The 17963-nt window shown below is 65.8% G+C and carries 24 protein-coding genes and 1 tRNA gene; 17 read left to right on the top strand and 8 right to left on the bottom strand.

What is annotated here, in order from left to right; translation table 11 throughout:
• The first annotated feature begins 191 nt into the window (after nucleotides 1-191).
• Together ACUXVE_RS04650 and ACUXVE_RS04645 are read left to right on the top strand one after the other, a co-directional pair.
• Nucleotides 192-1382: a glycoside hydrolase family 18 protein gene (locus ACUXVE_RS04650; protein WP_222388684.1), complete on the top strand. Its 1191-nt coding sequence runs from the start codon at nucleotides 192-194 to the stop codon at nucleotides 1380-1382.
• Between the two features lie 103 nt (nucleotides 1383-1485).
• Nucleotides 1486-1878, top strand: a complete 393-nt coding sequence (locus ACUXVE_RS04645) for a VOC family protein (RefSeq protein WP_025876247.1) — start codon at nucleotides 1486-1488, stop codon at nucleotides 1876-1878.
• Nucleotides 1879-1903: 25 nt separating this feature from the next.
• Here ACUXVE_RS04645 and ACUXVE_RS04640 read toward each other — a convergent pair whose 3' ends face one another.
• The 3 genes from ACUXVE_RS04640 to ACUXVE_RS04630 are packed head-to-tail and all read right to left on the bottom strand — an operon-like array spanning nucleotide 1904 to nucleotide 4033.
• On the bottom strand, nucleotides 1904-3463 hold the full coding sequence (locus ACUXVE_RS04640; protein ID WP_445513911.1) for a PepSY-associated TM helix domain-containing protein: 1560 nt from the start codon (nucleotides 3461-3463) through the stop codon (nucleotides 1904-1906).
• A gap of 10 nt (nucleotides 3464-3473) precedes the next feature.
• Nucleotides 3474-3737, bottom strand: coding sequence for a hypothetical protein (locus tag ACUXVE_RS04635; RefSeq protein ID WP_025876252.1), 264 nt, complete (start codon nucleotides 3735-3737; stop codon nucleotides 3474-3476).
• Nucleotides 3737-4033 carry a hypothetical protein gene (locus ACUXVE_RS04630; RefSeq protein WP_025876254.1) on the bottom strand — a complete coding sequence of 99 codons (297 nt, stop codon included), beginning with the start codon at nucleotides 4031-4033 and terminating at the stop codon, nucleotides 3737-3739. The genes ACUXVE_RS04635 and ACUXVE_RS04630 overlap by 1 nt, the downstream gene beginning before the upstream one ends.
• A gap of 419 nt (nucleotides 4034-4452) precedes the next feature.
• Here ACUXVE_RS04630 and thrS point away from each other — a divergent pair, with 419 nt between their 5' ends.
• The 11 genes from thrS to ACUXVE_RS04575 all read left to right on the top strand — a co-directional run bounded on the left by thrS (nucleotide 4453) and on the right by ACUXVE_RS04575 (nucleotide 12907).
• The gene (thrS, locus tag ACUXVE_RS04625) at nucleotides 4453-6354 is read left to right on the top strand and encodes a threonine--tRNA ligase (protein WP_093820576.1); all 1902 of its coding nucleotides are present in this window, start codon (nucleotides 4453-4455) and stop codon (nucleotides 6352-6354) included.
• Between the two features lie 49 nt (nucleotides 6355-6403).
• Complete coding sequence (infC, locus tag ACUXVE_RS04620) at nucleotides 6404-6946, top strand: translation initiation factor IF-3 (protein ID WP_025876259.1); 543 nt, start codon at nucleotides 6404-6406, stop codon at nucleotides 6944-6946.
• Between the two features lie 273 nt (nucleotides 6947-7219).
• A complete protein-coding gene (rpmI, locus tag ACUXVE_RS04615) occupies nucleotides 7220-7417 on the top strand; it encodes a 50S ribosomal protein L35 (protein WP_002811096.1) in 198 nt (65 codons plus the stop codon).
• A 10-nt stretch (nucleotides 7418-7427) separates the two neighbouring features.
• Nucleotides 7428-7787 (top strand): 50S ribosomal protein L20, encoded by a 360-nt coding sequence (rplT, locus tag ACUXVE_RS04610; protein WP_005410435.1) that lies wholly within the window; start codon nucleotides 7428-7430, stop codon nucleotides 7785-7787.
• A 194-nt stretch (nucleotides 7788-7981) separates the two neighbouring features.
• Nucleotides 7982-8977 carry a phenylalanine--tRNA ligase subunit alpha gene (gene pheS / locus ACUXVE_RS04605; RefSeq protein WP_222388687.1) on the top strand — a complete coding sequence of 332 codons (996 nt, stop codon included), beginning with the start codon at nucleotides 7982-7984 and terminating at the stop codon, nucleotides 8975-8977.
• 83 nt (nucleotides 8978-9060) lie between these two features.
• Nucleotides 9061-11442, top strand: a complete 2382-nt coding sequence (gene pheT / locus ACUXVE_RS04600) for a phenylalanine--tRNA ligase subunit beta (protein WP_445513910.1) — start codon at nucleotides 9061-9063, stop codon at nucleotides 11440-11442.
• Between the two features lie 27 nt (nucleotides 11443-11469).
• Nucleotides 11470-11769: an integration host factor subunit alpha gene (locus ACUXVE_RS04595; RefSeq protein WP_005410432.1), complete on the top strand. Its 300-nt coding sequence runs from the start codon at nucleotides 11470-11472 to the stop codon at nucleotides 11767-11769.
• On the top strand, nucleotides 11750-12106 hold the full coding sequence (locus ACUXVE_RS04590; RefSeq protein ID WP_005410431.1) for a MerR family transcriptional regulator: 357 nt from the start codon (nucleotides 11750-11752) through the stop codon (nucleotides 12104-12106). The genes ACUXVE_RS04595 and ACUXVE_RS04590 overlap by 20 nt, the downstream gene beginning before the upstream one ends.
• Nucleotides 12107-12173: 67 nt before the next feature.
• A tRNA-Pro gene (locus ACUXVE_RS04585) sits at nucleotides 12174-12250 on the top strand.
• Nucleotides 12251-12368: 118 nt separating this feature from the next.
• Entirely contained in the window at nucleotides 12369-12572 is a 204-nt protein-coding gene (locus tag ACUXVE_RS04580) for a hypothetical protein (RefSeq protein WP_025876303.1), read from the top strand.
• A complete protein-coding gene (locus ACUXVE_RS04575; protein WP_093820570.1) occupies nucleotides 12566-12907 on the top strand; it encodes a low molecular weight protein tyrosine phosphatase family protein in 342 nt (113 codons plus the stop codon). The genes ACUXVE_RS04580 and ACUXVE_RS04575 overlap by 7 nt, the downstream gene beginning before the upstream one ends.
• Here the strand turns inward: ACUXVE_RS04575 and ACUXVE_RS04570 are convergent.
• From ACUXVE_RS04570 to ACUXVE_RS04560, 3 genes are read right to left on the bottom strand one after another with little or no spacing between them, the layout of a single operon-like run.
• Nucleotides 12877-13326: a GNAT family N-acetyltransferase gene (locus ACUXVE_RS04570; protein ID WP_445513909.1), complete on the bottom strand. Its 450-nt coding sequence runs from the start codon at nucleotides 13324-13326 to the stop codon at nucleotides 12877-12879. The genes ACUXVE_RS04575 and ACUXVE_RS04570 overlap by 31 nt on opposite strands.
• Nucleotides 13323-13676, bottom strand: coding sequence for a DUF6713 family protein (locus tag ACUXVE_RS04565; RefSeq protein ID WP_093820566.1), 354 nt, complete (start codon nucleotides 13674-13676; stop codon nucleotides 13323-13325). Before ACUXVE_RS04565 ends, ACUXVE_RS04570 begins: the two co-directional genes overlap by 4 nt.
• 59 nt (nucleotides 13677-13735) lie before the next feature.
• The gene (locus ACUXVE_RS04560) at nucleotides 13736-14245 is read right to left on the bottom strand and encodes a DUF3011 domain-containing protein (protein WP_088101307.1); all 510 of its coding nucleotides are present in this window, start codon (nucleotides 14243-14245) and stop codon (nucleotides 13736-13738) included.
• A gap of 273 nt (nucleotides 14246-14518) precedes the next feature.
• Here ACUXVE_RS04560 and ACUXVE_RS04555 point away from each other — a divergent pair, with 273 nt between their 5' ends.
• Complete coding sequence (locus ACUXVE_RS04555) at nucleotides 14519-14887, top strand: hypothetical protein (RefSeq protein WP_258954381.1); 369 nt, start codon at nucleotides 14519-14521, stop codon at nucleotides 14885-14887.
• 51 nt (nucleotides 14888-14938) lie between these two features.
• Here the strand turns inward: ACUXVE_RS04555 and ACUXVE_RS04550 are convergent, their stop codons facing one another.
• The gene (locus tag ACUXVE_RS04550) at nucleotides 14939-15631 is read right to left on the bottom strand and encodes an aspartate/glutamate racemase family protein (RefSeq protein WP_445513908.1); all 693 of its coding nucleotides are present in this window, start codon (nucleotides 15629-15631) and stop codon (nucleotides 14939-14941) included.
• Nucleotides 15632-15768: 137 nt separating this feature from the next.
• Here ACUXVE_RS04550 and ACUXVE_RS04545 point away from each other — a divergent pair, with 137 nt between their 5' ends.
• The 3 genes from ACUXVE_RS04545 to ACUXVE_RS04535 all read left to right on the top strand — a co-directional run bounded on the left by ACUXVE_RS04545 (nucleotide 15769) and on the right by ACUXVE_RS04535 (nucleotide 17420).
• The gene (locus tag ACUXVE_RS04545) at nucleotides 15769-16401 is read left to right on the top strand and encodes a cation transporter (RefSeq protein ID WP_445513907.1); all 633 of its coding nucleotides are present in this window, start codon (nucleotides 15769-15771) and stop codon (nucleotides 16399-16401) included.
• A gap of 99 nt (nucleotides 16402-16500) precedes the next feature.
• Complete coding sequence (locus tag ACUXVE_RS04540; protein ID WP_032978625.1) at nucleotides 16501-17142, top strand: LysE family translocator; 642 nt, start codon at nucleotides 16501-16503, stop codon at nucleotides 17140-17142.
• 104 nt (nucleotides 17143-17246) lie between these two features.
• The gene (locus tag ACUXVE_RS04535) at nucleotides 17247-17420 is read left to right on the top strand and encodes a DUF1328 domain-containing protein (protein ID WP_025876319.1); all 174 of its coding nucleotides are present in this window, start codon (nucleotides 17247-17249) and stop codon (nucleotides 17418-17420) included.
• Nucleotides 17421-17445: 25 nt separating this feature from the next.
• Here ACUXVE_RS04535 and ACUXVE_RS04530 read toward each other — a convergent pair whose 3' ends face one another.
• On the bottom strand, nucleotides 17446-17778 hold the full coding sequence (locus ACUXVE_RS04530; RefSeq protein ID WP_088101305.1) for an SMR family transporter: 333 nt from the start codon (nucleotides 17776-17778) through the stop codon (nucleotides 17446-17448).
• Between the last annotated feature and the right edge of the window lie 185 nt (nucleotides 17779-17963).

Genomic DNA, 17963 nt, shown 5'->3' with positions numbered 1-17963 from the left:
GAAGATCCAGCGCCACCTTAGCTCAGGCAGGTCGTGTGTTGTCCTGCAGCGAAGTGCTTTCGACGTTGTGCAGGCACGACCGTGTCAGCTTCCAGCGGCACGCCACTGTCCAGCGGACGACATGCACGGACATCCGCACCACGGGCCGATCTGTTTGCTAACGTGGCGGCGCCTTCGACCCGGGAGTTTCCATGTTCCGCCAGACCTTGGCCGTACTTGCAGTGCTGATCGCCGGCGCCCTGCCCATTGCCGCGCAGGCGCAACCGGCGCAACCGCCGATTTTCGGCGCGTATTACCCCGGCGGTTCGGCCGAGCGCTATCCGGTATCGAGCATCCCGGCCGAACGACTCACCCATCTGTTCTATGCGTTTTCCACCATCGAGGACGGACGCTGTGTGATCGGTGCCGAGGCGCCAGCCAACTTCGCCGCGTTGGCCGAGCTCAAGCGCAGGCATCCGCATCTGCGCACGTTGATTTCGATCGGGGGCTGGGGCGCGGGCGGATTCTCCGATGCGGCGCTGACCGAGACCAGCCGCAGGCGCCTGGTCGATTCGTGCATGGCGTTGTTCTTCGAGCGCCATGCCGGCAGCTTCGATGGCGTGGACATCGACTGGGAGTTCCCCGTCAGCGGTGGCCCGAAGGAACTGGCGCACCGGCCGCAGGACCGTGCCAACCTGACCAGGCTTGCGCAGGCATTCCGCCTGGCGCTGGATGCCCGCGGCAGGAAGGCGGGGCAGCCGATGCTGCTGACCGCCGCGCTGGCCGCTGGCCGTCTGCAGACCGATGGGCCGTACGACCCCGCCGCCAGCTACGATCTGCCGGCGTTGGCCAAGGTGTTCGATTTCATCAACCTGATGAGCTACGACATGGGCACTGGCTTCTCGGCGGTGTCGACTTTCAATGCACCGCTGCATGAAGTGCCTGCAGACCCGCTGGCGCCGGAACTGCGGCGCTGGAACAACGTGGCCGGTGCCGTGCAGTACTACCGCGAGCATGGCGTGCCAGCGGCCAAGCTGGTGCTGGGCGTGCCGTTCTACGGGCGCGGCTTCAAGGTCACCGGCGAGTCGGCGGACGGCCTGTACCAGGCCTACAGCGCGCCGGCCGACGCCGGTGACTGGCGGGTGATCAAGGCGCGCTATCTCGACCAGCCGGGTTGGACGGAGCATTGGCAGCCGCAGGCACAGAGTCCGTGGCTGTACAACCCGGCGCAGAAGATCTTCATCAGTTACGAGGATCCGCGCTCCATCGGCCTGCGTGCGCAGTTCGCGCGCGAGCAGGGCCTGGCCGGTGTCTTCATGTGGGAGCTGACCGGTGACGACGAGCAGGCCAGCCTGCTCAACGCCATGCTCGCTCCGTGGCAGAAGGCCCGCGTCGGCGACTGACCGGTTCGACATCTCCGGACCGGGGCTGGTACGGCGGTGACGGGCAAACGCTGTGGCCTGAAACCGCACATCGGCGCCATGCACGCAGCGCTAAGCTGCGTGCATGATCATCATCGACCGCCTGGACCATCTGGTGCTTACCGTTGCCGACATCGAGCGCAGCTGCGACTTCTACCAGCGCGTGCTGGGCATGCAGGTCGTGCGCTTCGGCGCCGGCCGCGTCGCCCTGCAGTTCGGCCAGCAGAAGATCAACCTGCACCCGGCCAGCGCGCCGTTGCAGCCCCACGCGCTGCTGCCGACCCGTGGCAGCGCCGATCTGTGCCTGATCACCCCGCTGGGCGTACAGGCGGTGCTGGCCCACCTGCAGGCCCAGCAGGTGACGATTGAAGAAGGACCGGTGCCGCGTACCGGAGCGCTTGGGCCGATCGAGTCGGTGTACTTCCGTGATCCGGATGGGAATCTGATCGAAGTGGCCCGCTACGTGGAAGCCATGTAAACCCGCGTGCTGCGAGCGGGCCCGGTCAGTTCGCCCACACGCTGTTGGGGTCACCGTTGCGGGCCCGCCGCTGGCTCGCATACGCCAAGCGGGCAAAGCCAAACGCCATCGCCAGTGCCATCGCATCGATCCAGAACAACGGCCAGTGGCCGCGTGCGGCGGCCAGCCACAGCCAGTCATCGTTGAGGGCGCCGTGCGCCAGCGGCACCAGCGCGGTGCTGATCGCCGCGGCCCACAGCAGTTCGCGCGCCGCCTGTGCCGGGCGGCGCAGGGCTGCCCACAGCGCACACGCCGCCCAGGTCACGAAGCAGGCCCAGCGGATGCCGTGGTCGACCTGGGCAGGCGCTACCCGCTCCAGCACCAGCGCGGCCACGAAGGCCACCGAGATCGCCACGCACAGGCCGATGCAGACGCCCACCGTGGCCCGCGCCATGTTGACGGCCGCGCGCGACTGCTGCAGCTGACGGCGCTTGCGACGCGACTCGATCCACAGCAGGTTGCCCGAATAGAACAGGAAGGCGCCGCCGAGGCCCAGCAGGAAGTACAGCCAGACCACCACGCCGTTGCCGAATTCGCCGAAATGCAGGGCATAGGCGGCACTGAGCGTGGCGTGATTGGCATCGCGCTGGCCAGGCAGCTGGCTGGCCAGCACGCGGCCGCTTTCGACATCCAGCGCGACAGCGCCGAGCGGGCCAAGCGTACCGCTGGCCTCGCCGGTGATTTCGATGGTCGCGTTGGCATCACCGCCATTGGCCAGTTTCAGGTAGGCCGGTTCGAAGTTGGCCACGCCCTGCGCGCGGGCCACTTCCAGCGCCCGCGCGTGCAGTTCGCGCAGGCTGCCCGGTGCGGCAGGGATGCCACTGGCTTCGCGCAGCGGCGCGGTATCCATCGCCGTCGGTACCGCCTGCAGCGCCTTGCCGTCGTAGATCAGGGGATCGAGTACCGCCATCTGCATGAACACCAGGCAGAGCAGGGCGCCGGTCACCGCGAACATCAGGTGGAACGGCAGGCTGAGCACGCCGATCACGTTGTGCGCGTCCTGCCACTGCTGTTTGAGATTGCGGCCCGGGCGCAGCGCGAACAGATCGCCCAGCAGCTTGGGCAGGTGGATCACCAGCCCGCTGAGCAGGGCCATGCCGTACAGCAGGCTGACGATGCCCATCACGTAGATCCCGGCCACCGGCAGGCCCAGGCTGTAATGCAGTTCGTTGACCAGTTCGGCCAGCCCGGTCTGCGGTGGCGTCGGACTGCCGCCGGTCTGTCCTGGCCATGCATAGCGCCAGCTGCCGTCTTCGGCCTGCCAGTAGGCCAGCGGCTGCGGATGATCGGCGCCCGGGAAGGTCATGCCGACGTGGCGACGCGCTTCCGCATGCGTGGCCAGCACGTCGTCGAGCAGGTACTGGGCGTCATCCAGGCCGGCCGGCAATGCGGTTGCCGCGCCAGGCGTCTGCCACAGCGGGAGGTCATGGTGGAACAGGGTCAGTGCGCCGGCATAGAACGCCACGAACAGCCCGAAGCCGGCGACCAGGCCGACCCAGGTGTGCAGGGTGGTGAACGTGCGCAGGGTCTGTGAACTGAATTTCATGCGGTCGATCTCATTGCACTGCGCCGGCCAGGCGCAGCAGGCCGAGTACGGCGAAGCCAAGGGCCGCGCAACCGGCCAGGGTCAGCCAAGCGCGCAACGGGCTGCGGAAACTGAAGGCCCACAGCGCGGCCAGCATCCACAACGGGACGAACGCGATCAGGCTCGGCACCAAGGCCTTCTGCCAGGGGCCCGGCGGCAGCCATGCGACCAGGCCGGTCGCCGCAGCGGCAAGGAAGAAGCCGGCGAAGATGCCGGCCAGTGCGCGCGACCACATCAGCGCGGCTCCACATCGGGGCGGTGCCACGCGGCCAGTGCCGGCAGCAGCATGGCGGCCAGCATCCAAGTGCACAGCATCGCCACCAGGCCGGCGGCAAAGCCCAGTTCGGCCATCCACAGCCACAGCGCAGCGACTGCAGCGACCAGGCCGATCTGCCGGCCCAGGCGCCCGGCACGGCGCAGGCGTGGCCAGCGGCAGTGCGGGGAGGCGGCATAGAAGGCCAGCGCGGAGAACATCGCCGACAGCATGCCGAGGCTGCAGAAGCCCAGGGTCGACAGGCCAACGGTGATCATCGGGGGCTCCGGGCCCGGCATATGGCCGGTGAACGCGGGGCACGGGCGGGACCGGCAGGCGCCGGTCGGGGCGGGTGGCGCATTGCAGGATCCTGGGGGGAAGCGGGCAGGCCGGCACGGGGCGGGCTGCGCGGACATGGTAATCATTGCGTTTTCACGCCGCCAGCCAGCGCCATTCAGGCACCGCTTGGGCTTTGTCCGCCGCTGGTTTAAGATCACGGGCAACCACATCCTGGAACCAAGGTGGCCCGCGCACTGCGCCGGCCGAGCGTGCGACATGAGCACTACCACCGCCCACTGTTGACCTGCCCCGAAGGCCCTGCATTCCAGGCGCCCTCGCGGCGCTTTTTTATTGCCCGGACGACAGCCCGGGAGCGCTTTCCAGCCCGCCACGACGGGCCCCGCATGAAGCCATTGCAATGATCACGATTACCCTTCCCGACGGCAGCCGCCGCGAATTCGAAAATCCCGTCAGCGTCATGGACGTCGCCCAGTCGATCGGCGCCGGCCTGGCCAAGGCCACCATCGCCGGTTCGGTGGATGGCGTGCTGGTCGATGCCAGTGACGTCATCGACCACGATGCGTCCCTGCGCATCATCACCGCCAAGGACGAGGAGGGCGTGGACATCATCCGCCACTCCAGCGCCCACCTGGTCGGCCACGCGGTCAAGCAGCTCTATCCGGACGTGAAGATGGTCATCGGCCCGGTGATCGCCGAGGGCTTTTACTACGACATCTACTCCGAGCGCCCGTTCACCCCGGACGACATGGCCGCGATTGAAAAGCGCATGGGCGAACTGATCGCGCAGGACTACGACGTCATCAAGAAGATGACGCCGCGTGCGGAAGTCATCGAGATCTTCAAGGCCCGTGGCGAGGACTACAAGCTGCGCCTGATCGAAGACATGTCCGACGACATCCAGGCGATGGGCATGTACTACCACCAGGAATACGTGGACATGTGCCGTGGTCCGCACGTGCCGAACACGCGCTTCCTGAAGGCCTTCAAGCTGACCCGCATTTCCGGCGCCTATTGGCGTGGCGATGCCAAGAACGAGCAGCTGCAGCGCATCTATGGCACCGCATGGGCCGACAAGAAGCAGCTCGAGGCTTACATCAAGCGCATCGAGGAAGCCGAGATGCGCGACCACCGTCGCATCGGCAAGCAGCAGGACCTGTTCCACCTGCAGGAAGAAGCACCGGGCCTGGTGTTCTGGCATCCCAAGGGCTGGGCGCTGTGGCAGGTGGTCGAGCAGTACATGCGCAAGGTCTACCGCAACAGCGGCTATGGCGAAGTGCGCTGCCCGCAGATCCTGGACGTGAGCCTGTGGAAGCAGTCCGGCCACTGGGACAACTACCAGGACAACATGTTCTTCACCGAATCGGAGAAGCGCACCTACGCGGTCAAGCCGATGAACTGCCCGGGCCACATCCAGGTGTTCAACCAGGGCCTGCACAGCTATCGCGACCTGCCGATCCGCTACGGTGAATTCGGTTCCTGCCACCGCAACGAGCCCTCCGGGGCGCTACACGGCATCCTGCGCGTGCGTGGCTTCACCCAGGACGACGGCCACGTGTTCTGCACCGAGGCGCAGATCGAATCGGAAGTGACCGCGTTCCACCAGCAGGCACTGGCGGTATACCAGCACTTCGGCTTCGACGAGATCCAGATCAAGATCGCCCTACGCCCGGAATCGCGCCTGGGTGACGATGCCACCTGGGACAAGGCCGAGGGCGCGCTGCGTTCGGCGCTGACCGCCTGTGGCGTGGAATGGCAGGAACTGCCGGGCGAGGGCGCCTTCTACGGCCCGAAGATCGAGTACCACCTGAAGGACGCCATCGGCCGCACCTGGCAGCTGGGCACCATGCAGGTCGATTTCATGATGCCCGGCCGTCTGGGCGCTGAATACGTGGACGAGAACAGCCAGAAGAAGCATCCGGTGATGCTGCACCGGGCCATCGTCGGCTCGATGGAGCGTTTCCTGGGCATCCTGATCGAGCACCATGCCGGCCAGTTCCCGGCCTGGCTGGCGCCGACCCAGGTGGTGGTGGCCAATATCACCGATGCGCAGGCTGAATACGTCTCTGCGGTGACCAAAAGCCTTGCGGATCAAGGCTTCCGCGTCAGCGCCGATTTGCGTAACGAGAAGATCGGCTATAAGATTCGCGAGCACACGCTGCAGCGCGTGCCGTACCTGCTGGTCATTGGTGACCGCGAGAAGGAAAACGGCGCTGTGGCGGTGCGTACGCGTTCTGGCGAAGATCTCGGCAGCATGAGCCTCCAGGCTTTCACCGAGCGGCTCCAGGCCGAGGGCGCGTAAACAAAGGTCCGGCCCGTGCGCATTGGCGCCCGGGCCGGGTTCGACACCCTTGGGAGATCGCAATATCAGTACCCCTGACAACAAACAGAACCGCAAGAATCAGGAAATCCGTGTGCCGCGCGTCCGCGTGATCGGCAGTGACGGAGAAATGATCGGCGTGTTGACGCGAGACGAAGCGTTGTCCATGGCCGAAGATGAAGGCCTGGACCTGGTCGAGATCCAGCCGCAGGCCGATCCGCCGGTGTGCAAGATCATGGACTTCGGCAAGTTCAAGTTCGAAGCCCAGAAGAAGGCCAGCGAGGCCAAGAAGAAGACCAAGCAGGTCGAGATCAAGGAAGTGAAGTTCCGTCCGGTCACGGACGAGGGCGACTACCAGATCAAGCTGCGCAAGATGCGCGGTTTCCTTGAAGAAGGCGACAAGATCAAGGTCAACATCCGTTTCCGTGGCCGTGAAATGAGCCATCAGGAACTGGGCCGCGAGATGGCTGGCCGGATCGAAGCCGATCTGGGCGAAGACATCGTCATCGAATCCCGTCCGCGCCTAGAAGGCCGTCAGATGGTGATGATGATCGCGCCGAAGAAGAAGACCTGACGCCTGACGGGCTGCCTCGCGGGGCGCCTGGCGGCTGAATGGATGAAGGTGAAGGGACGCCGCTGGCGTCCTTTTGCTTTTTGCGGGGCGGCAGGGCCGGACTCGGTGTGAAAACGGTGTGGGGGCTGGTTACAGGGCTGATTTGCCTGTATCATGCCCGGCTCGACCCACCCAGGACGGGTCGTACGCCGATCATGGCAGGACGGAAAGAGCGGCCCAGGCCGCCGCCAGATCAGTCAGAAACCAGGGTCATATCCCATCAAGGACATTGCAATGCCCAAGATCAAGACCAACCGGGCAGCGGCCAAGCGTTTCCGCAAGACCGCCTCGGGCAAGTACAAGTGCGGCCACGCCAACCGTAGCCACATCCTCACGAAGAAAGCGACCAAGCGTAAGCGTAACCTGCGTCAGACGAATCACGTCCGCGCAGAAGACGCAGGCCGTCTGGACCGCATGCTTCCCTACCTCTGAGGACTGATACATGGCACGAGTAAAGCGTGGCGTACAGGCGCGTCGCCGCCACAAGAAAATCCTTGATCTGGCGAAGGGCTACTACAATGCCCGTCGCAAGGTCTTCCGCGTCGCCAAGCAGGCGGTCATCAAGGCACAGCAGTACGCCTACATCGGCCGTAAGCAGAAGAAGCGCAACTTCCGTTCGCTGTGGATCACCCGCATCAACGCGGCTGCCCGCATCAACGGCCTGAGCTACAGCCGTTTCATGAACGGCCTGCTGAAGGCTGGCATCACCCTGGACCGCAAGGTTCTGGCTGACATCGCCGTGCACGACGCAGCTGGCTTTGCTGCACTGGCCGAAAAGGCCAAGGGCGCACTGGCGGCATAAGTCCTTCCCGATGCCGTTGCCGTTCACGGAGAACGGTGTCAGGTAGAGGCAATGCATGGGGAAGGGCGCAAGTCCTTCCCCATTCTTTTTTGTGCCGGGCGCAGCCGTGCAGATGGCGGGCGACCGGCAAGCGGTTGCGACGGCGCGGCCCTTCGCGCATCGCGATGGCAGACCGACTGGAGTTCCGGCTACCCATGAGCGACATCCAATCCCTCACTTCCCAGGCGCTGGCCGACGTGGCCGCCGCGCAGAGCCCGGACGCGCTGGAGCAGCTGCGCGTGGCCCTGCTTGGCAAGAGCGGCAGCATCACCTCGCAGCTCAAGCAGCTCGGTGCGCTGCCGGCCGACGAACGCAAGGCGGCCGGTGAGGCCATCAACCAGGCCCGCGACGCGCTGAGCAGCGCGCTGGGCGAGCGCAAGGCGGTGCTGGAAGATGCTGCGCTTGATGCGCGGCTGGCGGCCGAGGCGATCGACGTCACCTTGCCGGGCCGCAGTGGCGAACGCGCCGGCCTGCACCCGATCACCCGTACCCTCGAGCGCATCACCGGCATCTTCGGCCGGCTGGGCTACGAGTTGTCCGAAGGGCCGGAGATCGAGGACGACTGGCACAACTTCGAGGCGCTGAACTTCCCGCCGCACCATCCGGCGCGTGCCATGCATGACACCTTCTACTTCGGTGACGGCCGGCTGCTGCGCACGCATACCTCCGGTGTGCAGGTGCGCTACATGGGCGAGCACCAGCCGCCGCTGCGCATGATCGCCGCCGGCAAGGTCTACCGCAGCGACAGCGACCAGACCCACTCGCCGATGTTCCACCAGGTCGAAGGCCTGCTGGTCGACGAGCATTCGACCTTCGCCGACCTGAAGGGCACGCTGTCCGAGTTCGTGCGTGCGTTCTTCGAGCGCGATTTCGAGATGCGCTTCCGCCCCAGCTACTTCCCGTTCGTTGAACCCGGCGCGGAAGTGGACATCGCCTGGCAGCAGCCCGATGGCAGCACCCGCTGGCTGGAAGTGCTCGGCTGCGGCATGGTGCACCCGAACGTGCTGCGCAACGTCGGCATCGATCCGGAACGCTACACCGGCTTTGCCTTCGGCATGGGCGTGGAGCGTTTCGCGATGCTGCGCTACGGCGTCAACGACCTGCGCGCGTTCTTCGAGAACGACGTGCGCTTCCTCAAGCAGTTCGCGTAACGCATCAGGTAGCGCCGGGCCATGCCCGGCGGACTCAACAACGCAGGCCCAGGCGCAGGCGCCGGGCCCACCAGGGTAACCCCATGAAATTCTCCGAAAACTGGCTGCGCAGCCACGTCCCGACCACTGCCTCGCGCGATGAGCTCAGCGCGGTGCTGACCGCCATCGGCCTGGAAGTGGAAGAGGTGACCGCGCTTGGCGATGGCCTGCAGCACGTGGTCGTCGCGCGTATCGTCGAAGCCGAGCGCCATCCCGAAGCCGACCGCCTGCAGGTGTGCAGGGTTGATGCGGGGCAGGCCGAGCTGCTGCAGATCGTCTGTGGTGCGCCGAATGCACGACCGGGCCTGGTCGCGCCGCTGGCGATGGTCGGTGCGCAGATCGGTGAGTTGAAGATCAAGCCGGCCAAGCTGCGCGGCGTCGAATCCAACGGCATGCTGTGCTCGGCCAAGGAGCTGGGCCTGGACAGCGATGCCTCGGGCCTGCTGGAGCTGCCCGATGACGCCCCGGTCGGCCAGACCCTGGTGGAGTACCTCGGCCTGCCGGATGCCAGCATCGAGATCAAGCTGACCCCCAACCGCGCCGACTGCTTCAGCATCCGCGGCATCGCCTATGACGTTGCCGCGGCGACGCGCAGCGAGGTGCTGGATTTCATCGCAGCACCGATTGCTGCCCAGAGCAGCCGCGAGTTGGCGATCCAGCTTGACGCCGGTGCCGAAGCGCCGCGCTATCTGGGTCGTGTCATCGAAGGTGTCAACGCCGCGGCGAAGACCCCGTTGTGGATGGCCGAGCGCCTGCGCCGCAGCGGCGTGCGCCCGGTATCGCTGCTGGTCGACATCACCCAGTACGTGATGCTCGAGCTGGGCCAGCCGATGCACGCCTACGATCTCGGCACCCTGCAGGGCACGATCGGCGTGCGTCGTTCGCGCGCAGGCGAAAGCCTGAAGCTGCTGGATGGCCGCGATGCTGCGCTGGACGACAGCTTCCTGGTGATCACCGACGCTGATCGCGCGGTCGGCCTGGCCGGCCTGATGGGCGGCTTCGACACGCGCGTCACCGATGCCACCACCGCCGTGTTCCTGGAAGCGGCGCACTTCGCGCCGGCCGCGATCATGGGCCGCGGCCGCAAGCTGGGCCTGCACACCGATGCCGGCCACCGCTTCGAGCGTGGCGTTGACCCGGCGCTGCCGCGTACTGCCATCGAATACGCCACCCGCCTGGTGCTGGACCTGGCCGGCGGTACCCCCGCACCGGTTACCGAAGCGGTACGGGAGGCCGACCTGCCGCAGCCGGCGACGATCCTGCTGCGCCGCGCGCGCATCACCCGCGTGCTGGGCATCACCATCGAAGACGCCGAAGTCGAGCGCATCCTGCGCGCGCTGGGCATGCAGGTGGTGGACGCTGGCGAAGGCTGGCAGGTCACCGCGCCGAGCCGCCGCTTCGACATCGCCATCGAAGAAGACCTGATCGAGGAGCTGGCCCGGATCCACGGTTATGAGCAGATCCCGACCACGCTGCCGGGTGGCGCATCGCGTGTCGCGATGCCGTCCGAGACCCAGCTGGACGCGCTGAGCGTGCGCCGCCAGCTGATCGCACGCGATCTGCAGGAAACCGTCAATTTCGCCTTCGTCGACGATGGCCTGCTGGGCCAGTGGCAGCTGCGCGAGGATCTGGTGCCGCTGGCCAACCCGCTGTCGGCCGAACTGGCGGTGATGCGCCCGTCGCTGCTGCCGGGCCTGGTCGCCACACTGGGCCGCAACGCCGCCCGCCAGCTCGGCCGGGTGCGACTGTTCGAACTCGGCCGCGTATTCGCGCAGCAGGCCGGAGATGGCCAGCCGGCGCCGCTGGAAACCCCGCGCGTGGCCGCTGCGGTCTGCGGTGAAGCGCAGGCGGTGCAGTGGGGCCTGCCGACCCGCAAGGTTGATTTCCATGACCTGAAGGGCGACCTGGAATCGCTGGCCGCGGCCAGTGGCGCGGTCCTGGAGTTCCGCCCATCCTCGCGTGCCTACGGTCATCCGGTGCGTTCGGCCGAGGTGTTCCGCGACGGCCTGGCCATCGGCTGGATCGGCCAGATCCACCCGCGCCTGGCCAAGGCGATGGACATCGACGTGGACGTGTACGCCTTCGAGCTGGATCTGGAAGCGCTGTCGGCCCGTGCGCTGCCGCGCGCCGGTGAACTGTCGCGCTACCCGGCAGTGCGCCGCGACCTGGCCTTCCTGGTGCCTGAACAGGTGGTCTGGAGTGACCTGGCCGCGACCATCCGCCAGGCTGCCGGTCCGCTGCTGCGCGAGCTGAACCTGTTCGATCGCTATGTCGGCCAGGGCGTCGAGCCGGGATTCAAGAGTCTCGCTATGGGCTTGATTTTGCAGGACAAGTCGCGCACTCTGACGGACCGCGACGTGGAAGCGGTAGTGGCCGAGGCGGTCACTGCCATCGAGCGTGAACACCACGCCCGGATCCGCGGCTGAGCGGGCAGCACTCGGGGGTAGCAGGCAATGGCATTGACCAAGGCGGAGATGGCGGAAAAGCTGTTCGACGAAGTCGGTCTGAACAAGCGGGAAGCCAAGGAATTCGTCGACGCGTTCTTCGATGTGCTGCGTGAAGCATTGGAACAGGGACGTCAGGTGAAGCTGTCGGGCTTTGGCAATTTCGACCTGCGGCGCAAGAACCAGCGCCCGGGTCGCAACCCCAAGACCGGCGAGGAAATTCCGATTTCCGCCCGTACGGTGGTTACCTTCCGTCCGGGCCAGAAGCTCAAGGAGAGGGTGGAAGCTTATGCTGGATCCGGGCAGTAACCGCGAACTTCCGCCGATTCCGGCCAAGCGCTACTTCACCATTGGTGAAGTCAGCGAACTGTGCGACGTCAAGCCGCACGTGCTGCGCTACTGGGAAACCGAGTTTCCCAGTCTCGAGCCGGCCAAGCGCCGTGGCAACCGTCGTTACTACCAGCGCCACGACGTGCTGATGGTGCGGCAGATCCGCAGCCTGTTGTACGAACAGGGCTACACCATCGGTGGCGCGCGCCTGCGCCTGGATGGTCCGGATGCGCGCGAGGAATCGGCCTTGAGCAACCAGATCATCAAGCAGGTGCGGATGGAACTGGAAGAAGTGCTGCAACTGCTGCGTCGCTGACCCATTTCCGCCGTAATCCGCTATACTTCACGGCCCGCCGCACTGGCGGGCACATCGCAGCATCAGTCGGGGCGTAGCGCAGCCTGGTAGCGCATCTGCCTGGGGGGCAGAGGGTCGTCGGTTCGAATCCGGCCGTCCCGACCACTGTGATGTAACAGACAAGCCTGCGCAGCGATGCGTGGGCTTTTTTGTTGCGGCGTTGTATCCTGCGCGCACTCGTACTACCGCGGCTGCTGAACCCGGTACTCACGAGAACACGATCATGGAAACGCAAAGGAACCGCGCCTGGAGGCGCTCGCAGTCGCGCCACCACGCTGGCGACCACACGGCAGCACCGTCGATCTTCAAGCCGGAAAAGAACTGGAAGCTGATGTATACGCGCGGCGACAAGCTGCTGCGGGCGCGCCAGCTGGGTTTCACCTATCCAGTGCTCAGCCCGCGGCAACTGCTGGACCAGGAATGTTGAACCTGTTGTTTGTCTGCAGTCGCAACCAGCTGCGCAGCCCCACCGCTGAAGCGATGTGGCAGCGCCGGCCAGGTATCAGTGCGCGCTCGGCAGGCACCAGCCCGCATGCGCGCCGGCCCATCAGCCCAGCGGATATCCGCTGGGCTGATGTCATCTTCGTGATGGAGCCCAAGCACCAGCATCGGCTGCAGGCGAATTTTGCCCGCCTGCTTGAGCACACGCCGCTGCACTGCCTGGATATCCCCGACGACTATCGCTGCATGGATCCGGCGCTGATGGCGCTGCTGGAAGCGAAGGTCGCGCCTTACCTCACATCGTCAGCAGCGAAGCGGTAGATCAACTCCGGATCGCCTTCGTCGAGGCCGTGCACGATGCCGCACTGCTGGAAACCAGCGGCTGCCAGCAGCCGCTGCATGTGGGCGTTGGATTGGTTGGTGGAGGTGAAAAGCCTGGCACCTGCGCTGCACGAGGTGGCATGCAGAAGCAGCGCGCTGCCGACGCCGTTTCCGCGCAGTGGCGCGGTGACCATCAGCATCTCGATGAAGGCTTCACCGAAGAAGTGCCGGTGCTGGACCCGGTAGCCGGCCAGCGTGTCGTCGAGTTCGGCGACGTGCATGTGGCCGTTCGCCAGCCATTGGCCGATCTGCACGGCACGCCGTGGGTCATCGGCCGCAACGCTGTCCAGGGCGATCAGTGCCGGAAGATCCGTGCGCACGGCCGCGCGTATCCGAACTGCTGGAGCCCGCACGTTCATCGCCGACGGCTGCGCAGCAGCAAACCGCTGCCGCTGACCAGGCAGGCCAGAAGCGTGAGCAGCGACAGGGGCAGGTGGAATTCATCGCGACCGGCCGCAGCGAAGCCTGCATGGATGAGGGCTGTGCCGATACCCAGCGCGCCGCACAGCAGTGCGTAGCGGCGCGCAGAGCCCAGGCCGAGCACGACCTGACGGTAACCGTGCAGCAGTACGCCGATGGCAAGCAGATTGAAAAGCAGGAATCCCTGGATGCCGCCGGGCACCTGGAACATCCGCCACTCCTGCCAGAACGCGGCATCGATCTGATGCAGCAGCAAGGACATCATCGTTGCCAGGTACCAGCGTTCCATGCGGTGTTTCCTGCTGCGGGAGCTTCATTCTAGCGATGATGGGCCCGCAGCCATCGCACTCAGTAGACGCGGAATTCGGCGCGGCAGCCGTCGCTGACCCATACACCGCGTCGGTCCCAGCCCCAGTTGCGGTCCTCGGTGCAGGGGGTGACCGATTTCTGCTTGACCAGCCGCACGTCATGACGGACGCGGATGCGGCACTGTTTCTCCTTGTTTTCGTAGGATTCGCAGACCAGGCGCTCGCCATCGCGATCACGGTCACGCCCACGCCCGGGCCAGCGGCCACGCCCGCGTTCTTCGGCGACGAATTCGGCGCGGCAGCCGTCGGTAACCCACAGCATGCCGCGGCGCTGTCCCCAGTTGTCATCTTCAACGCATCGCGTCACCGACAGCTGCCGCGCCAGTCGCGCGCGTCCTTCGAACGGGCACTGCTGGGTCTTGTTGAAGTGCGATTCGCAGGTCGTGCGCGGTGACGATTCGCTGTCGTAATCCTGGGCCGAGACGGTCGTTGCGGCCAGCAGCAGGGCAAGTGCAGAGCCACCCAAGGGCAGTAGCAGGCGAAGGCTCATTGAAACCTCGGTTTGGGGATGGGACGCAAGAATGGCGCACGTATGGCGCTCTGCGACGACCGCGGGCTGCGCTGGCTCAGGACGGATTTATAAGTGTGCGACGGCGCATGCAGGGCGTTACATCCCGTATCATCCCGGGCACATCCGATTGCATCGGTTTACAGTTTTTTACACGTTCCAGCGCTTTCGGATGCGGCTTTCGGGCCTCGCCCGTGGCTGCTGGCACGGGTGCGGACAAGGATGTGCGGACCACGACGACCACAGGGGGTTGCGTTGATCAGCAGTATCGTCATTCATCGGTCGGCCGGCACAGGCGCGGCCGACGTGCAGGTCCTGGACACGACGTTCAAGGGCAAGCGTGTTTTTGTTGCCTGGGGCCTGCGTGGCCTGGAACTGACCCGCGAAGCCGAGCCGGAAGATACGGTTGCGGCCCGCGATGCCCTGCGCCGGGTTTCCCGCCAGGCCGACGGGCCGCGCAGCGGCGAGATCTTCATTGCCAGCCAATCGGGCGTGGCCATCAGTGTCTACCGGATGCTGACCGAAGCCCGCAGCGGCGACGCCGTGTTCTTCCTGTGCGATTCGCCACCGGTGGTGGAATGGCTGGTCACTTCGCTGGAAGTGCAACCCGAATCGCCTGCGTGACCGGACGCCTGACCGTGCAGTCGAGCCTGTTCGACTGCACCCCGCCGTGGGTTACGCCAACGCTGCGTCCACTGCCGCGCGCGCATGCAGGGTCGTGGTGTCGAACAGGGGCACCGGGCTGTCTTCGGCGCGTACCAGCAGCATGATCTCGGTACAGCCGAGGATGATCGCCTCGGCACCGCGGGCAACGAGGCGTTCAATCACTTCGACGTACACCTGCCGTGATCGCTCGTTGACCACCCCGGCGATCAACTCCTCGTAGATGATCGCATGTACCTCGCGGCGGTCATCGGCCTCCGGAACCAGTACGTCCAGGCCGAAGCGCTCGCTCAGGCGGCTACGGTAGAAGTCTTCCTCCATGGTGAAGGCGGTGCCGAGCAGGCCGACGCGCTGCAGACCGGCCTGCACGATCGCCGTGGCGGTCGGGTCGGCGATATGCAGCAAGGGCAGCGGGCAGGCCGCCTCGATCTCAGCAACGAGTTTGTGCATGGTGTTGGTGCAGATCAGCAGCAGGTCGGCGCCACCGGCTTGCAGCCGCTGTGCGGCACCGACCATTTCGTTGCCCAGGGCATTCCAGTCGCCGTCGTGCTGCAGCTGCTTGATGCGGGCGAAATCCAGTGACCACATCAGCAGCTGCGCCGAATGCGCGCCGCCCAGCCGCGCGCGTACCTCTTCGTTGATGAGGCGGTAGTACTGCGCCGAACTCTCCCAGCTCATGCCACCGATCAGGCCAAGCGTCTTCATGCGTGTCTCCGTGCCGGGGAAGCTCCATTGCAGCACAACATGGGCCAGGACGTGCAATTGTGGGTGGACCCGTCGCAGCAGCTGCCGACGGGCCTGATCGGCGTGATAATGGGGTACGACAGGCAGAGGGCAGGGCGATGGGCGAATGCTGTGGCTGCGGCAAGACGCTGGATGTGGCAGCCATGCAGGCGCGCCACCGGCGCGTGCTGTGGATCGTCCTGCTGATCAACCTGGCGACCTTCCTGATGATGGTCGGCGCGTCCTGGTACAGCCATTCGTCCTCGTTGCTCTCCGCTGCGCTGGACAACCTGGGCGATGCGGCCACATACCTGCTGAGCCTGCTGGTGGTGGGGGCCGGCGTGGCGGCCAAGGCGCGGGTTGCGTTGTTCAAGGGCGTGCTGATCCTGGCTGCGGCCGTGGCAGTGGCGGCACAGATCGGATGGCGGCTGGCGCATCCGCAGGTCCCCCTGTTCGAAAGCATGGGCCTGGCCGCGCTGTTGAACCTGGCTGCCAACGGTGTCTGCCTGTGGCTGCTGACGCCGTATCGCAATGATGACGTGAACCTGGCATCGGCCTGGGAATGCGCACGCAACGATATCTTCGAGGGCGTTTCGGTGGTGCTGGCGGCGGGACTGGTGGCGCTGTTCGGTGCCGGTTGGCCGGACCTGCTGGTCGCCATCGCGCTGCTGGTCGTGTTCCTGCGCTCGGCGCTGCGGGTGCTGCGCATCGCGATGACCGGGCTGCGCGCATCGCGCATTGCCACCGGCTGAGCCGCAGCAGCTGTAACCGTCGAATCGACCCCGGACTGTACATGGTGGTGACAGCCGCTGCGCACTATCCTTGCAGGGATTATTACGGTGGATGAAGTGATGGCCCTGCATACCTGGTGGTGGTTCCTGGCGACAGTCTTCGTGCTGTGTGGCACGCCGGGCCCGAACATGCTGCACATCCTGGGGCGCAGCGTCGGCCTGGGCTTCCGTCGCAGCGTGCCGGCCATGGCCGGTTGCCTGCTGGCGATGCTGCTGGTGCTTGCGGCGTCCGCGGCCGGCCTGAGCGCGGTGCTGCGATCATCGCCGATGCTGTTCGATGTGCTGCGCTACCTGGGTGTGGCCTACCTCGCCTGGCTGGGCATCAAGGCGTGGCGGGACAGCTACCGGCAGGCGCCGGTGGCGACAGACGTCGATGCAGCAGCGCTGGCGCCGGTGCACGGTGCCTGGGCAGTGTTCCGTGGTGGCCTGCTGGTGGGGTTGAGCAATCCCAAGCTGCTGCTGTTCGCCGCCGCGTTCCTGCCGCAGTTCGTCGACCCCGCGCGTGGCCAGGCCGTGCAGTACACGGTGCTGGTGGCGACCTTCGCCACCTGCGAACTGTTCTGGTACGTGATGTATGCCGCAGGCGGGCATGGGCTGCGCCGTTGGCTGGCAAAGCCATTTGCGCAACGCTGGTTCGAACGCCTGGTCGGCAGCGTGTTCCTCGCTTTCGCAGTGGCGCTGCTGCGCTTCCGGCCGCGCTGAGCGGGTTCGTTTCACGCCGCGCCTGCGACCTGTTCACGCGTGTGGCATCGCGGCGTACCTAACCTGATCCCACCTTCAGTATTCCCGCCAGGGAGAGGATCGACATGATCAAGTGGGCCATCATTTTCGCCATCATCGGCCTGATCGCAGGTGCGCTGGGTTTCGGCGGCATCGCCGGCGCTGCCGTGGGCATCGCCAAGTTCCTGTTCTGGGCCGGCATCATCATTGCTGTCGTACTTTTCGTGCTTGGCATGACCGTCGCCAAGAAGGTCGCCTAGCCCGGGTGTTCGTGCAGCAGCGCGTTCAATGCGTGCTGCTGTGCGAGAACAGGTTGATGACCAGCACGCCGGCACAGATCAGGCCGATGCCGATCAGCGCCGGAGCGTCCAGGCGCTGCTTGAACACCAGCAGTCCGATCAGCGAAATCAGCACGATGCCGACGCCGGACCAGATCGCATAGGCGATGCCGGTGGGGATCGACTTCATCGTCAGCGACAGCAGGTAGAAGCACACACCGTAACCGGCAAGCGCGCCCAGCGTGGGACCGAGCCGGGTCATGCCTTCCGATGCCTTGAGCAGGGACGTGGCGATCACCTCCAGCACGATCGCACCGGCCAGGTAGACATATGGGTTCATCGAATCCTCCTGCTCATGCCGGTTCGCACAGCTTAATTGCCTCGAGGGCCACAGCCTGGGCATTCTGGCGCTCGTTTTCATCCAGCGGCCGCCCATCGGCGGTGACCCGGTAGCCATCGGCAACGCGAGCGTGCCCCGTATCCACGTGCGCCAGTGGACCGGCAGCGCCTGCTCAAGCATGTTGC

Source organism: Stenotrophomonas sp. 3(2025), from assembly GCF_052665395.1.
This window is presented reverse-complemented; position numbering and strand designations above follow the sequence as displayed.

Excerpts from the sequence above, each read along its gene's own strand:
- ACUXVE_RS04630 (WP_025876254.1), bottom strand. The coding sequence starts at position 4,033 with ATGATCACCGTTGGCCTGTCGACCCTGGGCTTCTGCAGCCTCGGCATG.
- ACUXVE_RS04575 (WP_093820570.1), top strand. The coding sequence starts at position 12,566 with ATGTTGAACCTGTTGTTTGTCTGCAGTCGCAACCAGCTGCGCAGCCCC.
- ACUXVE_RS04635 (WP_025876252.1), bottom strand. The coding sequence starts at position 3,737 with ATGTGGTCGCGCGCACTGGCCGGCATCTTCGCCGGCTTCTTCCTTGCC.
- ACUXVE_RS04650 (WP_222388684.1), top strand. The coding sequence starts at position 192 with ATGTTCCGCCAGACCTTGGCCGTACTTGCAGTGCTGATCGCCGGCGCC.
- ACUXVE_RS04540 (WP_032978625.1), top strand. The coding sequence starts at position 16,501 with ATGGCCCTGCATACCTGGTGGTGGTTCCTGGCGACAGTCTTCGTGCTG.
- ACUXVE_RS04565 (WP_093820566.1), bottom strand. The coding sequence starts at position 13,676 with ATGGAACGCTGGTACCTGGCAACGATGATGTCCTTGCTGCTGCATCAG.
- pheS (WP_222388687.1), top strand. The coding sequence starts at position 7,982 with ATGAGCGACATCCAATCCCTCACTTCCCAGGCGCTGGCCGACGTGGCC.
- ACUXVE_RS04640 (WP_445513911.1), bottom strand. The coding sequence starts at position 3,463 with ATGAAATTCAGTTCACAGACCCTGCGCACGTTCACCACCCTGCACACC.
- rpmI (WP_002811096.1), top strand. The coding sequence starts at position 7,220 with ATGCCCAAGATCAAGACCAACCGGGCAGCGGCCAAGCGTTTCCGCAAG.
- rplT (WP_005410435.1), top strand. The coding sequence starts at position 7,428 with ATGGCACGAGTAAAGCGTGGCGTACAGGCGCGTCGCCGCCACAAGAAA.
- ACUXVE_RS04535 (WP_025876319.1), top strand. The coding sequence starts at position 17,247 with ATGATCAAGTGGGCCATCATTTTCGCCATCATCGGCCTGATCGCAGGT.
- ACUXVE_RS04530 (WP_088101305.1), bottom strand. The coding sequence starts at position 17,778 with ATGAACCCATATGTCTACCTGGCCGGTGCGATCGTGCTGGAGGTGATC.
- ACUXVE_RS04595 (WP_005410432.1), top strand. The coding sequence starts at position 11,470 with ATGGCATTGACCAAGGCGGAGATGGCGGAAAAGCTGTTCGACGAAGTC.
- ACUXVE_RS04570 (WP_445513909.1), bottom strand. The coding sequence starts at position 13,326 with ATGAACGTGCGGGCTCCAGCAGTTCGGATACGCGCGGCCGTGCGCACG.
- ACUXVE_RS04645 (WP_025876247.1), top strand. The coding sequence starts at position 1,486 with ATGATCATCATCGACCGCCTGGACCATCTGGTGCTTACCGTTGCCGAC.
- ACUXVE_RS04590 (WP_005410431.1), top strand. The coding sequence starts at position 11,750 with ATGCTGGATCCGGGCAGTAACCGCGAACTTCCGCCGATTCCGGCCAAG.
- ACUXVE_RS04550 (WP_445513908.1), bottom strand. The coding sequence starts at position 15,631 with ATGAAGACGCTTGGCCTGATCGGTGGCATGAGCTGGGAGAGTTCGGCG.
- ACUXVE_RS04560 (WP_088101307.1), bottom strand. The coding sequence starts at position 14,245 with ATGAGCCTTCGCCTGCTACTGCCCTTGGGTGGCTCTGCACTTGCCCTG.
- thrS (WP_093820576.1), top strand. The coding sequence starts at position 4,453 with ATGATCACGATTACCCTTCCCGACGGCAGCCGCCGCGAATTCGAAAAT.
- ACUXVE_RS04545 (WP_445513907.1), top strand. The coding sequence starts at position 15,769 with ATGGGCGAATGCTGTGGCTGCGGCAAGACGCTGGATGTGGCAGCCATG.
- pheT (WP_445513910.1), top strand. The coding sequence starts at position 9,061 with ATGAAATTCTCCGAAAACTGGCTGCGCAGCCACGTCCCGACCACTGCC.
- ACUXVE_RS04580 (WP_025876303.1), top strand. The coding sequence starts at position 12,369 with ATGGAAACGCAAAGGAACCGCGCCTGGAGGCGCTCGCAGTCGCGCCAC.